The sequence below is a fragment of the Streptomyces mobaraensis genome (assembly GCF_020099395.1).
Classification (GTDB): domain Bacteria; phylum Actinomycetota; class Actinomycetes; order Streptomycetales; family Streptomycetaceae; genus Streptomyces.
This window is the reverse complement of the sequence record NZ_CP083590.1, coordinates 6,235,936-6,251,170: the sequence shown is the minus strand read 5'-3', so window position 1 is coordinate 6,251,170 and position 15,235 is coordinate 6,235,936. Positions and strand designations below refer to the sequence as shown.

Sequence of the window (15,235 nt, the reverse complement as noted above, 5' to 3'; positions counted from 1 at the left end):
GGCCGGCGCCCGGATGCGGGCGGGCGTCAGGGTGTGGGCGGGCGTCAGGGCCCGGCGCCGGGTCGGAGCTCGGGCCGGCGTCGGGGTGCGAGCCCGACGCGGAACCCGCCGCCGAGTCGGTGCCCGATCGGGCGTCGGAGCGCGAGCCGCCACCGGAGCCCGAACCGGCCTCCGAGCGCGGTTCGTCGTCGGCACCTGGGCCGGCACCAGCACCTGAGGCGGCGGCTCCCGGGCCGACGGCCGGGCGGAGGCCGACGTCCGAACCCGCCTTGGCGGCCATGCCCGGCCCAGCGTCCGAGCCCGCCTTGGCGGCCATGCCCGGCCCAGCGTCCGAACCCGCCTTGGCGGCCATGCCCGACCCAACGTCCGAACCCGACCCGGCGTCCGAACCCGACCCGACAGCCGAGCCCGGCCCGCCGTCCCCCGCCGGGGACAGGTCCGCGAGCCAGAGGCGCTGGAGCATGTGCCAGTCCTGTGGGTGCTCGGCGATGCCGGAGGCGAACGCGTCGGCCAGGGACTGCGTCATGACGGCGGCCTTCTCCGGGCGGGTGCCGGTCTCCGGGACCTCGACGGGCGGGTGCACTCGCCCCTGGAGCACCGGGGAGCGGTCGTACCAGAGGGTGACGGGCAGCAGGACGGCGCCGGTCTGGACGGCGAGCCGGGCCGGGCCGCCGGGCATCTTGGCGGGTTCACCGAAGAAGGAGACCTCTATGCCGTGGGCGGACAGGTCCCGGTCGGCGACCAGGCAGACCAGCCCGCCGGACCGCAGCCGGCGGGAGAGGACGCCGAAGGCGGTGCCCCCGGCGTGCGGGAGGACCTCCATACCGAGGCCCTCGCGGTAGGCGACGAAGCGGTCGTAGAGCGACTCCGGCTTCAGCCGCTCGGCGACGGTGGTGAAGGGCACGCCGAGCCGGGTGGTGACCCAGGCGCCGGCCAGGTCGTAGTTGCCCATGTGGGGCAGGGCGAGGATCACCCCGCGCCCGTCGGCCAGTGCCTTCTCCAGGTGGTGCAGGCCCTCGGGCGCGAAGCCGGCGCGGACCCGCTCGCGGCTCCAGGCCGGCAGCCGGAAGGATTCCATCCAGTAGCGCATGTAGGAGCGCATGCCCTCCCGGGACAGCCGGGTGAGGCGGGCGGGCGAGGCGTCGGGGACGACCCGGGCGAGGTTGGCCTCCAGCCGGAGCACCCCCTTGCCCCGCCGCCGCCAGGCGGCATCGGCGATCTCGCGGCCCAGCCGCGTCGCCACCGGTTCCGGGAGCCGCTTGACGGCACCCCACCCCAGCCCGTACAGGGCGTCCGTCAGCTGGTCCTTCACCCGGTCTCTCCCCCTCCCGCCGGCAGCGCGGCGTCCGCCTCGGCCGCCTCGCGGCGGACGGTCACCACGCGCTGGATCAGTGTCACGAGACTGCCCGCGGCCACGATCCACAACGCGATCGGCAGCAGCACCTGGATGCCCGGGACGCCGAACGCGTGCAGCCCGGAGAGCCCGCACGCCACCAGCGAGATGACCAGCCGCTCGGCCCGCTCGACCAGACCGTTGACCTTCACCGGGAGGCCGATGCTCTCCCCGCGCGCCTTGGTGTACGACACCACCTGGCCGCTGGCGAGGCAGAAGATCGACACCGCGCACAGCAGGATGCTGTGCCCCTCGTAGCTCGCGTACCAGAGGGCGAGGCCGCCGAAGATGGCCGCGTCGGCCACCCGGTCCAGCGTGGAGTCGAGGAACGCCCCCCACCGGCTGGAGCGGCCGAGCTGCCGCGCCATGTTGCCGTCGACCAGGTCGGAGAAGACGAAGAGGGTGATGGTGACCGTGCCCCAGAAGAACTCGCCCATGGGGTAGAAGACCAGCGCTCCCGCCACCACACCACCGGTACCGATGAGGGTCACCGCGTCGGGACTGACGCCGAGGCGGATGAGCAGGGCGGCGAACGGCGTGAGAACACGCGTGAAGAACGCACGCGCGTACTTGTTCAGCATGGCCTTCCCGGAGGGTCGTGTGCGGGCCGCGTGGCCGAAGGGCCACCGGCTGGCCCATCGTAGCCAGGCCGCACCGGCCCGCCGCGCCCGCGTCGGACACCTCGGCCATGGCACGGATCACTCCGCGGATCTCGCCACGGATCTCCGCGCGGCCGGAGCGGGCCGGAGCGGGGCGGAGCACGGCCCGGCACGGCGGGGCGCGCCACCCGAATGGCCGCGCTCCCCCGGGGAGCGCCGACGGCGGCGCGCGCCGGGGCGGGCGGTCGCGCCACCGTGTGCGACGTATGGACGCAGCGTGACCACGGTGGAAAGCTCGAAGGATCGCAAGGTGTCAACCGGAAGGCGAGGCACATGGGCGAGAAGACGAACCACACCGGTCACCCCGGGGCCGCCGGCAGAGCAGCGGCGGCCGACCGGCCCGGCGACCTACGCAACGTGGTGCTGGTCGGCCACAGCGGTTCCGGCAAGACGACCCTCGTGGAGGCACTGGCCCTGGCCACCGGCGCGGTCACCCGCGCGGGCCGGGTCGAGGACGGCGCCGCCCTCTCCGACTACGACGAGATCGAGCACCGCCAGCAGCGCTCGGTGCAGTTGTCGGTGGTCCCGGTGGAGTGGTCGGGCATCAGGATCAATCTGCTGGACACCCCCGGCTACGCCGACTTCGTCGGGGAGTTGCGGGCCGGGCTGCGGGCGGCCGACGCCGCGCTCTTCGTGGTGTCGGCGGCGGAGGGCGGCGAGGGCGTCTCCGGCGCCACCCGCGCCCTGTGGGAGGAGTGCGCGGCCGTGGGCATGCCGCGCGCGATCGTGGTGACGCACCTGGAGGCGGCGCGGGCGGACTTCGACGCCATGACGGAGACCTGCCGCGCCGTCTTCGGCGGCGACTCCCCCGAGAGCGTGCTGCCGCTCTACCTCCCGGTGCACGGCCCCGAGGGCCCCGACGGGCACCGGCCCGTCACCGGCCTGACCGGTCTGCTGTCCCGCCGCGTCTTCGACTACGCGGCCGGCGAGCGCACCGAGGCGGAGCCGGGCCCGGACCTGCTGCCGGTGCTGGAGGAGGCCCGCAACCGGCTCATCGAGGGGATCATCGCCGAGAGCGAGGACGAGACCCTCATGGACCGCTACCTCGGCGGCGAGGACATCGACGTCAAGACCCTGATCGAGGATCTGGAACGGGCGGTGGCGCGCGGCTCGTTCCACCCCGTGCTGCCCGCCGCCCCCGCCGTGGACGGCGCCCGCCAGGGGCTGGGCACGGTGGAGCTGCTGGAGCTGGTCACCGGCGGCTTCCCCACCCCGGCCGAGCGCGAGATCCCGGCGGTCACCGGGCTCGACGGCGCCCCGCTGCCCGCGCTGTCCTGCGACCCGGCCGGTCCGCTCGCGGCCGAGGTGATCAGGACCGCCTCCGACCCGTACGTCGGCCGGATCTCGCTGGTCCGCGTCTTCTCGGGCACCCTGCGCCCCGACGAGACCGTGCACGTCTCGGGCCACGGCCTCACGGACCGGGGGCACGAGGACCACGAGGCGGACGAGCGGGTCGGCGCCCTCTCGTCCCCGTTCGGCAAGCAGCAGCGCCCGCTCCCCCAGGCCGTCGCCGGCGACATCGCCTGCGTCGCCAAGCTGGCCCGGGCCGAGACCGGCGACACCCTCTCCTCCCCCGCCCGGCCGCTGCGCATGGAGCCCTGGCTCATGCCCGACCCGCTGCTGCCGGTGGCCATCCAGGCGCACAGCAAGGCGGACGAGGACAAGCTGTCGCAGGGCCTGTCCCGGCTGGTCGCCGAGGATCCCACGATGCGGCTGGAGCACAACCGCCACACCCACCAGGTCGTCCTCTGGTGCCTCGGTGAGGCCCACCGGGACGTGGCGCTGGAGCGGCTGCGTTCCCGCTACGGCGTCCAGGTCGACGTGGTGCCGCACCGGGTGGAGCTGCGGGAGACGTTCGGCGGGAAGGCGGCCGGGCGCGGCCGGCACGTCAAGCAGTCGGGCGGCCACGGCCAGTTCGCGATCTGCGAGATCGAGGTGGAGCCGCTGCCCGGCGGTTCGGGCATCGAGTTCGTGGACAAGGTGGTCGGCGGGGCGGTGCCGCGGCAGTTCATCCCCTCCGTGGAGAAGGGGGTGCGGGCGCAGGCGGTGAAGGGCGTCGTGGCCGGCTGTCCGCTGGTGGACGTCCGGGTGACCCTCCTCGACGGCAAGGCGCACTCGGTGGACTCGTCCGACGCGGCGTTCCAGACGGCCGGCGCCCTCGCCCTCCGCGAGGCGGCCGCCGCGGCCCGGGTGCACCTGCTGGAACCGGTCGCGGAGGTACGGGTGCTGGTCGCCGACGAGTTCGTGGGCCCGGTGATGAGCGACCTGTCCGGGCGGCGCGGCCGGGTGGTGGGCACCGAGCAGTCGCCGGGCGGCCGGACGCTGATCCGCGCGGAGGTGCCCGAGCTGGAGATCGGCCGGTACGCGGTGGACCTGCGCTCGCTGTCGCACGGCACGGGGCGGTTCAGCCGCTCGTACGCCCGGCACGAGCCGATGCCGCAACAGGTCGCCGAGCGGGTACGCGAACAGCAGCAGAACGGCGCATAGTTCACAAGCCGCCCACTCCAACTCGTTCCGGAGCGGGCGGCTTTCCCATGTGCTGCGACAGGCGACGGTCCGCACCGTTACGCTGGGCACGCGGCCCTCCGGCGTCCACCGCACCGGCAACGAGCGCGGGCGGACAGCCGGTCCGGGCCGTCGCAGCAGCGGCGTGCGCCTTGGGGGGCATCAGTGACAGACGGGTTCGACTTCAGCCCGGGCGCCCAGATCCCCATCTCGGGCGGGGCGGGGCAGACCGCGGCGACGCAGGCGCTCGCCTCCGCCGCCTACCGCGACGGGCCGATGGAGGAGCTCCTCAAGGCCAACTCCGACTGGGCCACCTCCTCCGTCAAACCGCCCCGTATCTCCCTCTTCGAACCCAACCTCGGCGAGGCGTTCGCCCGCGCCGTGCAGCAGCGGATGCTCGGCGGCGGCCGGAAGCCGCTCATCCAGTCCTTCGGCACCGAACCGCAGGTCATCGTCGAGCACTGCCTCGCCGCCAGCCGCATCCGCAGACAGCGCGACGCCCGGCTGACCGTCCTCATGGTGGTCTTCGGCGTGCTCTTCCTGCCCGGCGTCCTCATCTGGCTCGGCGTCTTCCAGCTCCGCCGCACCCTCGCCGGCGCGCAGAACAAGCGGATCGGCGCCCTCGGCACCGCGCTCCTGCTGGTCCTCGCCGTCCTCGGCGCCGTCCTCATGGTCAAGATGCCCTTCCACGGCTTCCTCGGCGTCTACCTCCGCGCCATGATGGTCGCCCCCATCATCGGCTGGGCCTGGGCCAAGACCATCTGCGAACGCACCGCCAAGGACCTCCGCGGCCGCTGGACCGGCCTGCTGGACGGCGGCGGCATCGGCGCCAAGATCCCCGAGGCCGTCCCCAAGAACCCCGGCGAGAGCGCCGCCGAACAGCTCCGGCAGAACCTGGAGCGCCTCTCCGCCGAGCAGAAGAGCAACGTCGTCTTCTACGCCGGCCCCAAGGGCATACTCGGCATGGGCACCCGCTGGGGCAGCTGGCAGCTCGCCGAGGAACTGGCCCCCGCCGACCCCGACAAGGAGATCCACCCCTTCCGCAGCTGGGACATCATGCGCGCCGTCCACGACCAGCTGCGCCTGCTCGAACGCACCCCCATCAACACCGGCGGCCTGACCCCGCCCTTCGTCGAGCACTGGGTGGTCTCCCCCATCGGCGAGGGCGCCGGCGCCGTCTCCCGGCCCGCCGGTGCGGACGCCTCCTTCCAGATAAGGGGCGCCGCCCTCCAGAAGATCTGCAACGAGCAGCACTTCGGCAGCGGCGACCGCCACTACCTCGGCGTCCAGTTCGTCCTCTGGGACGGCCAGTTGGTCATCACCCTGCTCATCAACGTGACCGTCCTGCACAAGACGCTGCGCATCGAGGTCACCGGCCACGCCCTCGGCCCGATCCACCCGGTCTTCAACGGGAAGCCGAAGAACCGCACCAAGACCTTCCGCAAGGGCCTCAAGTTCTGGGAGACCTGGGAGCGCCAACTCCCCGTCGTCGAGGCCCGCGAGGTCGTCCGGCTGGCCGCCCGCGCCCCCCTGACCTGGTACCCGCCGCTGCTGGAGTACTGGGGCGGCAAGCTCGTCCTCCCCGAGCCCTTCGGCCTGCGGCACGCCTGGGCCGACAAGCCCTGGCGCCACCGCTTCATGGCCGACGACGCCCTGCGGGCCGCCACCCCCGTCCTCCGCGTGGTGCACGAGACCGCCGTGCGCTTCCTCGCCGAACACGGGGTGAACACCGAGCGCTTCAGCAGCCGCGCCGGCAACCTCAGCGGCGCCGTCCAGGACCTGTCACCCCGTCAGGCCGACGTCTACAACGCGTAGTCGGACGCGGTAGGGCTCACCGGAAGATCCCGGTGTGCCCCAGCGAGTACCGCCCGGGCTGCGGGTAGACGGCGAGCCCGTGCGGCCCCGCGCCCACGGGGATGCGCGCGATCTGGTGCCCGTCCGTGGTGTCGATCGCGTACACCTCGCTGTTGTACCGCCCGGACAGCCAGAGCACCTTGCCGTCCGCCGACACCCCGCCCATGTCCGGGCTGCCGCCGTCCGGCAGCTCCCACTTGTGCACCAGCTTGCGGCTCTTCAGGTCGAGCACGGAGATCGAGCCCTCGCCCCGGTTGGAGATGTACATCGACTTGGAGTCCCGGCTCACATAGAGGCCGTGCGCTCCCTTGCCGGTGGGCATCAGCCACGGCTCGGTGAACTTGTCCCCGTCCAGCACCCACAGCCCGTCGGCCATCATGTCGGCGACGTACCAGGTCCGCCCGTCCGAGGCGATCTTCACGTCCTGCGGCATCGCCCCGTCGAACGGCAGCTTCTGCTGCCCGATGACCTTCATCTTCTCCGTGTCGACCTTCAGCAGCTCGCCCGAGAACTCGCAGGAGACGATGAAGTACCGCCCGTCCGGCGAGAAGTCCGCGTGGTTGACGCCCAGGCAGCTCACCGGAACCGTCTTCTTCCGCTTCATGGTGTGCGCGTCCCGGAACACCAGCTCCCGGTCCATCGACGCCATCACCACCGCGTACTTGCCGTCCGGCGTGAAGTAGAGGTTGTACGGGTCGTGCACCGGCACGGTCTTGCCCGCCCGGCCCGTCGCCGGGTCGATCGGCGTCAGCGTGTGCCCCCGGTCGTTGTTGACCCACAGCGTCTTCAGGTCCCACGACGGCACCACGTGCTGCGGCTGCGACCCCACCGGGATCGTCTCGATCACCTTGTACGTCGTGGGGTCGATGACGCTGACCGTGTCCGACTCCGTGTTCGGCACGTACACCCGGGACGGGAAGTCCTTCACCACCGGGGACAGCGCGTTCGGCCGGTCCGCCGCGTACACGTCGTTCGGGTCCAGCAACGGCGGCATCCCCGGCAGCCCCTGCGGCACCCCGCGCGCCGCGCCCTGCCGCTGCTGCTCGTGGTGCGGACGGCGCCCGGCGGCCTCGTCGCTGCTGCCGCCGCCGCAGCCGGCCGCGGCCAGCAGCACCCCGCCGGCGGTGAGCACCGCGATCCTGCGGAGCCCGCGCGGCAGCCGGCGCGGGCGGGGACGGTCACCGGGGCGGAGAAGAGGACGGAGACGGGGACGGACGTGCGAGAACTGGATCATCAGGTCAGCAGCTCCGAAGTCGTCACCGCACGCAGACCGCGGCGGTGCAGGCCGTCGAGGATCGCGGGCAGCGCGGCCACCGTGCCGGCGTGCCCGAAGTGCAGACTCACCACCGACCCCGGACGCACCCCGTCCAGGACGGCGCGCTCGACGGCCGCCGCGCCCGGATCGGTGAAGTCGAGGGAGTCGACGTCGTACGACAGAAGGTGCGGGTACCCCGCCCTGCGCGCCAGCGCCACCACCTGCTCGGTGGCGAGCCGCGTCTTCGACGGCCGGAACCAGCGCCCGATACCGCCGGTCAGCCGGCGCAGCCGCTCCGCGCACTCGGTGATCTCGGCGTACGCGGCCGTGGCGCTCATCGAGCAGATGTCCAGGTGGCGCATGGTGTGGTTGCCGAGTTCATGCCCGCCGTCCAGCACCCGGCGGGCCAGGCGCGGCTGGGCGTCCAGCCAGTCCCCCACCGCCAGCACGGTCACCCGCGCCCCCGCCCGTTCGGCCTCGGCCAGGCAGCCGGTCGCGGTGCCCGCGTCGCCCCGGCCGTGGAAGGTGAGGGCGACGGCCTTGCGGTCGCGCGGCCCGTTCTCGATCTGCGCGGGCAGTCCGGCCGGCAGCGGCGGCAGGGCGGGCGGACGGGCGACGGACCCCGGCGGCGCCGCCCCTTCGGACGCCCGCGCCCCGGCGGCGGAACGGCGCTCCTCGTCACAGCCGACGAGCGGTGCCCCCGCCAGTCCGGCGAGGACACCGCTCGCGGCTGCGCGCAGCAGGGTACGGCGATGCGGGAAGGTCACCGCACCATTAGAGCCTTTTTGTACGGTTTTGTGGTGATTTCCGACTCATGGGGCCGGCGCGTGTCCCCGCCGCACCCCCGGCCGGCACCCCGGCGGCTACGCCTCCGGCCAGGCGTCGGCCAGCATCTTCCGCGTGTCGGCGAGGAGTTGGGGCAGCACCTTGGTGTGGCCGATGACCGGCAGGAAATTGGTGTCCCCGCCCCAACGGGGGACGACGTGCTGGTGCAGGTGCGCGGCGATCCCCGCCCCCGCGACGCCCCCCTGGTTCATCCCGATGTTGAACCCGTGCGCCCCGGACGCCTCGCGCAGCGCCCGCATCGCCCGCTTGGTGAAGTCGGCCAGCTCGGCCGTCTCCGCCGCGTCGAGCTCCGTGTAGTCGGCGACATGCCGGAACGGGACGACCATCAGGTGCCCGCCGTTGTACGGGTAGAGGTTGAGCACCGCGTAGACGCGCTCGCCCCGGGCGACGATCAGCCCGTCCTCGTCCGACTTCTCCGGAATGGAGCAGAACGGGCAGCCGTCGCCGGCACCGGGCCCGCTGGGCTTGTTCTCCCCCTGGATGTAGGCCATCCGGTGGGGCGTCCACAGGCGCTGGAAGGCGTCCGGGGACCCGACTCCGATCTGCTGCTCCGGCTCACTCGTCATGGTGAGCAGCATATTCCTTGGCGGGGACGCGGCGAGGGGCGGCCCTGTGGGGGCCGCCCCTCGTCACACACCGGAACCCGTCACACCTGGACGCGGCGCTCCACGACATCGAGGAGCTCAGCCAGGGCCTCGTCCTTCGGGATGCCGTTCTTCTGCGAACCGTCGCGGTAGCGGAAGGAGACGGCGCCGTTGGCCACGTCCTCGTCACCAGCGATGATCATGAACGGGACCTTGGACTTCTGGGCGTTGCGGATCTTCTTCTGCATCCGGTCCGAGGAGGCGTCCACCTCCACCCGCAGGCCCTTCTTCTTCGCCTCGGCGGCGAACTCCTGGAGGTACGGCACGTGGGCGTCGCCGATCGGGATGCCGGTCGCCTGGACGGGGGCCAGCCACGCCGGGAAGGCGCCCGCGTAGTGCTCCAGCAGCACCGCGAAGAAGCGCTCGATCGAACCGAACAGCGCACGGTGGATCATGACCGGACGCTGCTTGGTGCCGTCGGCCGAGGTGTACTCCAGCTCGAAGCGCTCCGGCAGGTTGAAGTCGAGCTGGATCGTCGACATCTGCCAGGTCCGGCCGATCGCGTCCTTCGCCTGGACGGAGATCTTCGGGCCGTAGAAGGCCGCGCCGCCCGGGTCGGCGACGAGCTCCAGGCCCTGCTTCTCGGCGACCTTGCGGAGGGTCTCCGTGGCCTCTTCCCACGCCTCGTCCGACCCGACGAACTTCTCCGGGTCCTTGGTGGAGAGCTCCAGGTAGAAGTCGTTCAGACCGTAGTCGCGCAGCAGGTCCAGGACGAAGGTGAGCGTCCGGTCCAGCTCCTCCGCCATCTGCTCGCGGGTGCAGTAGATGTGCGCGTCGTCCTGGGTGAAGCCCCGGGCGCGGGTCAGGCCGTGCACGACGCCCGACTTCTCGTACCGGTAGACGGTCCCGAACTCGAAGAAGCGCAGCGGGAGTTCCCGGTACGAGCGGCCCCGCGCATCGAAGATCAGGTTGTGCATGGGGCAGTTCATGGGCTTGAGGTAGTAGTCCACGCCCTCGTCGAGCTGCATGGGCGGGTACATGCCGTCGGCGTACCAGTCCAGGTGGCCCGAGGTCTCGAACAGCTTCGACTTGGTGGCGTGCGGGGTGTAGACGAACTCGTACCCCTCCTCCTCGTGCCGGCGGCGCGAGTAGTCCTCCATGACCCGGCGGATGATGCCGCCCTTGGGATGGAAGACCGCAAGGCCCGAGCCGATCTGCTCCGGGATGGAGAAGAGGTCCAGCTCGGAGCCCAGCCGGCGGTGGTCCCGCTTCTCGGCCTCGGCGAGGAACTCCAGGTGCGCCTTCAGCTCGTCCTTGGTCGGCCACGCGGTGCCGTAGATGCGCTGGAGCATGGGGTTCCGCTCGCTGCCGCGCCAGTACGCGGCGGCGTTGCGCATCAGCTTGAACGCCGGGATGAACCGGGTGGTCGGCAGGTGCGGGCCCCGGCAGAGGTCCTTCCAGCACAGCTCGCCGGTCTTCGCGTCCAGGTTGTCGTAGATGGTGAGCTCGCCGGCGCCCACCTCGACGTTGGCGCCGTCCTCCTGGGAGGCGGAGCCCTTGAGGCCGATCAGCTCCAGCTTGTAGGGCTCGCCGGCGAGCTCCTCGCGGGCGGCCTCGTCGGTGACGACACGGCGGGAGAAGCGCTGGCCCCGCTTCTGGATCTCCTGCATCTTCTTCTCGATGAGCTTGAGATCGTCGGGGGTGAAGGGCTTCTCGACGTCGAAGTCGTAGTAGAAGCCGTCCTTGACCGGCGGGCCGATGCCCAGCTTGGCCTCGGGGAAGAGCTCCTGCACGGCCTGGGCCATGACGTGCGCGGTCGAGTGGCGGAGGATGTCGAGGCCGTCCGGGGACGAGATCTCGACCGGCTCCACCTCGTCGCCGTCCGCGACCTCGTACGCCAGGTCCTTCAGCTGACCCGCCACCCGCGCCGCGACGATGGTGCGCTCGCCGGCGAAGAGGTCGGCCGCGGTGGTGCCCGTCGTCACCACGCGCTCTTCCCGCTCGGAATCGCGTTGGATGATCACACGGACGTCTGACACCGGACTCTCCTGACTCTGGGCACGGCAGCGGACGCTGCGCGTCTGAATCGTACCGAGCCCGGCGGCCGGGCCGCTAAACGGTCAGACGCCGCCGCCGTCCCGGGCCCCGAAGCCGTCCGGGTCGGCGTGCAGGGCCTTCAGCAGCCGCTCCCGTTCGGCGTCGTCCACCGGCAGGGGCAGCACTCCCCCGGCGCCGGCGAGCCGGCGGAAACCGCCGCCGCTCTCCAGCCGGCCGTCGAGGCGTACGGGCCGGCCCGCGAGGTGGGCATGCCCGGCGGCGCGGTAGTCCGTCTCGCCGAGGTCGGCGCGGACTTCCGCGACGTCCGCCCCGGAGAGCACCCGGAGCCGCACACTGCCGCCGCCGCCCGGGGTCTCGCGCCACAGGTGGGCCACGGTGCCGGTGAGGCGGACGGGGACGGCGGGTTCACCGTGCAGATAGCGGGCGCTCGCGGCGCGCAGGACGGGCAGGTCCCCGGGGGAGAACTCCACCGGCTCGGGGTGGGCCGGGTGTCCGGACGGGGGCCCGGCGACGGGGGCCCAGTGGAACCGGACGCGGATCCCCTCGGTCCCGGTCACCAGCGCGACGAGGGCCTCGGTCAGCTCCCGGCAGACGCCCGCCCGCACGGCGGCGGCGAACGCGTCGGTACGGCCGGTGGCGCGCTGGTAGTCGGTGGCGTCGCGCGCGGCGTACAGCGCGGTGAGCAGGGCGGCCACGGACGGGCGGCCGTAGGCCGGACCGGGGCCCAGCGGGGTGAGGACGGTCAGTTCGCGGGCCGAGCTCGCGGGACCGAGCAGCAGCCCGGCGAGGGCGGCCTCGGCCGTGCGGCGGTGGCGGGCGCCGTGGTGGCCGGCGGCCGCGCGGGCCGCGAGGGCACCGGCGGTCAGCAGGGCGCGGACGCCGGCGCGCAGCCGGTCCTGGGCGGCCCAGTCGGCGTCGGGCGCGGGGGTCCTGCACTCGCAGTGGATCTCGTCGCCGGGGGTGCCGAGGGCGAGGAGGATGTGGCGGGCGGTGGGGTCGGCGCTGCGTTCCAGGGCGGTGCGGGCCTCGGCGAGGAGGTCGGCGCCGTCGGGGAGGGCGGGGTCCTCGGGGACGAGGAGGCTGGGGCCGCCGGTGCCGTTCGGCGGGGGCGGGGTCCAGCGGCCGTAGCGTCCGGCGGTTCCGCCGCGGCGGCGCCAGCCGTGGCGGGCCAGCAGGGCGGCGAGAACGGCGGGTTCGGCGGGACGGGGTGTGTCGGCCGGCGGTCGCATCAGGGTCTCCCTCCCGCCCCGACGCGCGTCATGATCTCGCAGAGGGCGTGGTCGTCGAAGACGTGCGCGGTGGGGATCCGCACGGTGGTTCTGTGCCGGCCGGTGACCGGGTGGCCGGCGAGGTTGGTCCAGTAGCAGCAGTGCCGCACGGCGAGCCGGTCGTGGTCCGCGTGCACCCAGTCGTCTCTGGCGCGGGGCACGAGCATGACGACGAGGATGCGGTGGACGGCCACGGGGGTGCGGGCGAGTTTGACGAGGTGCTCGTTGTCGAGCGTGAAGGGGAAGGTGGCGCCGGGCGGCCGGGGCGGCACCTGGTAGGTGGCCTTGAGCTGCACCTTGATGGTGACCTCGTCATCGGTGGTGTGCCCGGGGGCGGTGTGGCTGACGTGCCAGTCGATGCCGTGGTCGGGGAAGGGCTGCGCGAGGGTGCAGCCGGCCGCCGCGGCGACGGCGTGCAGATGGCCGATCTGGAGCGTCTCCATGCAGGCGGTGCCGGCGAGGGCGCCGCGGCGGGGCGGGGCAGGGCCGTGCGGGGGGCGCCGCCCCTCGGCGCGGGGTGGCCCGCCGGTCGGAACCGCCGGTTCGGGCCGGATGAGGGCCATGTCCGAAACACCTTCCGGGAGCACGTCCACCGGTGCCTACACCGCTGTTGTCTCCACCCGAACTCCTTCGCAAACAAGGGCGGTTCGGGCCGCACTGAGACCGGGTATCACTCGACGGAGGGAGGGGATTCACGCCAAATTCCGGTCAAGCGCGAGGAGTTGTGACATGCCGAGCTGGTTCGAGGGGCCGCTCGCCGCCTTCGACACGGAGACCACCGGGGTGGACGTCGAGCACGACCGCATCGTGTCCGCCGCCCTGGTGGTGCAGTCACGGGCGGGGGCCTCGCCGGCGGTCACCCGTTGGCTGGTCAATCCGGGCGTCCCGGTGCCGGAGGGCGCCACGGCGATACACGGGCTGACGGACGTGCACCTCCAGCGGTTCGGGCGGTGGCCCGCACCGGTGATGGAGGAGGTGGCCCGGGCCCTGGCCGAGCAGTCGGCGTCGGGGACCCCCCTGGTGGTGATGAACGCGCCGTTCGACCTGACGCTGCTGGACCGGGAGTTGCGCCGGCACCGCGCCGCGTCCCTCGCGGCGTACCTGGGGTCCGCACCGCTCTGCGTCCTCGACCCCTGGGTACTGGACAAGCACCTGGACCGCTACCGCAAGGGCCGCCGGACACTGTCCGACCTGTGCGCCCAGTACGGGGTCGAGCTGACGGGCGCTCACGACGCGGCGGCGGACGCGACCGCCGCGATGGCGGTGGCCCGGGCGATAGGGCAGCGGTTCGCGGTCCGGCTGGAACGGCTGAGCGTGGCCGAGCTGCACGCGCGGCAGGCGGTGTGGCACGCGGCGCAGGCACGCGGGCTCCAGGCGTGGTTCGCGAGGAACGGCTCGGAGGAGCAGTGCGATCCGGCGTGGCCGGTGCGGGCGGAGTTGCCTTCGGCAGCATGACGAGGCCGGTCCTTCTGGTGAAGGACCGGCCTCGTGGTGTGTGGGCGATACTGGGATCGAACCAGTGACCTCTTCGGTGTGAACGAAGCGCTCTCCCGCTGAGCTAATCGCCCGGGAGTTTCTCGGGGTTGCCCCCGGGAACGCACTGAACAATACAGGTCGGAGCGGCCCTCCATCAAATTCCGGCCGGGGGGGCGGAGGGGTGTGCCCCTGTCCCGCCCTTTCACCGTTTCTTGCGGGGGCGAGCCCCCGCACCCCCGAAGCGCGCTGCGCGCGCTGTCCTCAAACGCCGGACGGGCTGATTTCAGCCCGTTGGGGGTACCCCCTCTGGGGGAGTTTGAGGACAAGGGGGTCGGGGGCGCAGCCCCAGGAGACGGCGAAGAGGTGGGACCGGGGCACGACAAAACACCCGTGGTCCACGAAGGCTTGCCTCGCGGACCACGGGTGGGATGTGGGCGATACTGGGATCGAACCAGTGACCTCTTCGGTGTGAACGAAGCGCTCTCCCGCTGAGCTAATCGCCCGGGCGCACCGCAAACATTACCGCATGTCAGGCGGCACCCAGAACCACCGCCGGGACGCCCGGGCCGGAGCCGGTCACGGGACGTCACCCTGGGTGATGAAGGGGCCGGGGCGCGCCCTTGACGGAACTCACCGGAACGGCCGTACGCGGAGCGCGACGGCTCGGCCGTACGAGGTATCCGAAGGATCCCAAAACGGTCAGAGGGGTTTACAACGGCACCGTAGGTGGCATGTCGATTTCGCCGACGTGCGAATCCCCGAGCGCACACTGAGCGAAAGGCCCTGGCGCTTATGAACACCACGGTCAGCTGTGAGCTGCACCTGCGCCTCGTTGTGTCGAGCGAATCGTCACTGCCTGTACCCGCAGGTCTGCGGTACGACACTTCCGATCCGTATGCCGTACACGCCACCTTCCACACCGGAGCCGAGGAAACGGTCGAGTGGGTCTTCGCCCGGGACCTGCTCGCCGAGGGTCTGCACCGGCCCACCGGCACCGGCGACGTCCGCGTCTGGCCGTCCCGCAGCCACGGTCAGGGCGTCGTGTGCATCGCGCTCAGCTCTCCGGAGGGCGAGGCCCTGCTGGAGGCGCCGGCGCGAGCCCTGGAGTCGTTCCTGAAGCGGACCGACGCCGCCGTCCCGCCCGGTACCGAGCACCGGCACTTCGACCTGGACACCGAGCTCTCCCACATCCTGGCGGAGAGCTGAGGCGGTCCACACCAGGAGGTCCGGTCCCTGCGCGCCGCCCACTCGGGGAGGCGGCGCGCGTCCCGTCCCGCTGACACGTCCCTCGCGCAGCCGTCGCACGGCCGCGCCGCCGCCGCGGAGACCACCGTGGC

11 protein-coding genes, 2 tRNA genes and 1 pseudogene are annotated in these 15,235 nt (G+C 72.7%); 4 read left to right on the top strand and 10 right to left on the bottom strand.

What is annotated here, in order from left to right:
• Positions 1 to 415: 415 nt before the first annotated feature.
• Positions 416 to 1,312: pseudogene (locus K7I03_RS27685) on the bottom strand (phosphatidylinositol mannoside acyltransferase); the annotation flags it as partial.
• Positions 1,309 to 1,974 carry a phosphatidylinositol phosphate synthase gene (gene pgsA / locus K7I03_RS27680; protein ID WP_185943571.1) on the bottom strand — a complete coding sequence of 222 codons (666 nt, stop codon included), beginning with the start codon at positions 1,972 to 1,974 and terminating at the stop codon, positions 1,309 to 1,311. The gene pgsA and the pseudogene K7I03_RS27685, both read right to left, overlap by 4 nt.
• A 351-nt stretch (positions 1,975 to 2,325) precedes the next feature.
• Here pgsA and K7I03_RS27675 point away from each other — a divergent pair, with 351 nt between their 5' ends.
• Both K7I03_RS27675 and K7I03_RS27670 read left to right on the top strand, forming a co-directional pair.
• Positions 2,326 to 4,539, top strand: coding sequence for an elongation factor G-like protein EF-G2 (locus K7I03_RS27675; protein ID WP_185943572.1), 2,214 nt, complete (start codon positions 2,326 to 2,328; stop codon positions 4,537 to 4,539).
• A 183-nt stretch (positions 4,540 to 4,722) separates the two neighbouring features.
• Positions 4,723 to 6,372 (top strand): hypothetical protein, encoded by a 1,650-nt coding sequence (locus K7I03_RS27670; protein WP_185943573.1) that lies wholly within the window; start codon positions 4,723 to 4,725, stop codon positions 6,370 to 6,372.
• Positions 6,373 to 6,388: 16 nt separating this feature from the next.
• Here K7I03_RS27670 and K7I03_RS27665 read toward each other — a convergent pair whose 3' ends face one another.
• The 6 genes from K7I03_RS27665 to K7I03_RS27640 form a co-directional block, all read right to left on the bottom strand.
• Positions 6,389 to 7,645, bottom strand: coding sequence for a YVTN family beta-propeller repeat protein (locus K7I03_RS27665; RefSeq protein WP_445195088.1), 1,257 nt, complete (start codon positions 7,643 to 7,645; stop codon positions 6,389 to 6,391).
• Complete coding sequence (locus K7I03_RS27660; RefSeq protein WP_224347243.1) at positions 7,645 to 8,433, bottom strand: polysaccharide deacetylase family protein; 789 nt, start codon at positions 8,431 to 8,433, stop codon at positions 7,645 to 7,647. Before K7I03_RS27660 ends, K7I03_RS27665 begins: the two co-directional genes overlap by 1 nt.
• Before the next feature lie 96 nt (positions 8,434 to 8,529).
• Positions 8,530 to 9,090, bottom strand: a complete 561-nt coding sequence (locus tag K7I03_RS27655; protein ID WP_185943574.1) for an HIT family protein — start codon at positions 9,088 to 9,090, stop codon at positions 8,530 to 8,532.
• Positions 9,091 to 9,158: 68 nt separating this feature from the next.
• The gene (gene thrS, locus K7I03_RS27650; protein ID WP_185943575.1) at positions 9,159 to 11,135 is read right to left on the bottom strand and encodes a threonine--tRNA ligase; all 1,977 of its coding nucleotides are present in this window, start codon (positions 11,133 to 11,135) and stop codon (positions 9,159 to 9,161) included.
• Between the two features lie 81 nt (positions 11,136 to 11,216).
• The gene (locus tag K7I03_RS27645; RefSeq protein ID WP_185943576.1) at positions 11,217 to 12,383 is read right to left on the bottom strand and encodes a hypothetical protein; all 1,167 of its coding nucleotides are present in this window, start codon (positions 12,381 to 12,383) and stop codon (positions 11,217 to 11,219) included.
• On the bottom strand, positions 12,383 to 12,985 hold the full coding sequence (locus K7I03_RS27640) for a DUF4365 domain-containing protein (RefSeq protein ID WP_185943577.1): 603 nt from the start codon (positions 12,983 to 12,985) through the stop codon (positions 12,383 to 12,385). Before K7I03_RS27640 ends, K7I03_RS27645 begins: the two co-directional genes overlap by 1 nt.
• A 166-nt stretch (positions 12,986 to 13,151) precedes the next feature.
• Between K7I03_RS27640 and K7I03_RS27635 the strand changes: the two genes are divergently transcribed.
• Entirely contained in the window at positions 13,152 to 13,877 is a 726-nt protein-coding gene (locus K7I03_RS27635; RefSeq protein ID WP_185943578.1) for an exonuclease domain-containing protein, read from the top strand.
• A 41-nt stretch (positions 13,878 to 13,918) separates the two neighbouring features.
• On the opposite strand, the gene K7I03_RS27630 is transcribed toward K7I03_RS27635, so the two are convergent.
• Positions 13,919 to 13,990, bottom strand: a tRNA-Val gene (locus K7I03_RS27630).
• Between the two features lie 339 nt (positions 13,991 to 14,329).
• Positions 14,330 to 14,401 (bottom strand) — tRNA-Val (locus K7I03_RS27625).
• A gap of 289 nt (positions 14,402 to 14,690) precedes the next feature.
• On the opposite strand from K7I03_RS27625, the gene K7I03_RS27620 reads away from it, so the two are divergent.
• Complete coding sequence (locus tag K7I03_RS27620; RefSeq protein ID WP_004942301.1) at positions 14,691 to 15,104, top strand: SsgA family sporulation/cell division regulator; 414 nt, start codon at positions 14,691 to 14,693, stop codon at positions 15,102 to 15,104.
• Positions 15,105 to 15,235 lie beyond the last annotated feature (131 nt).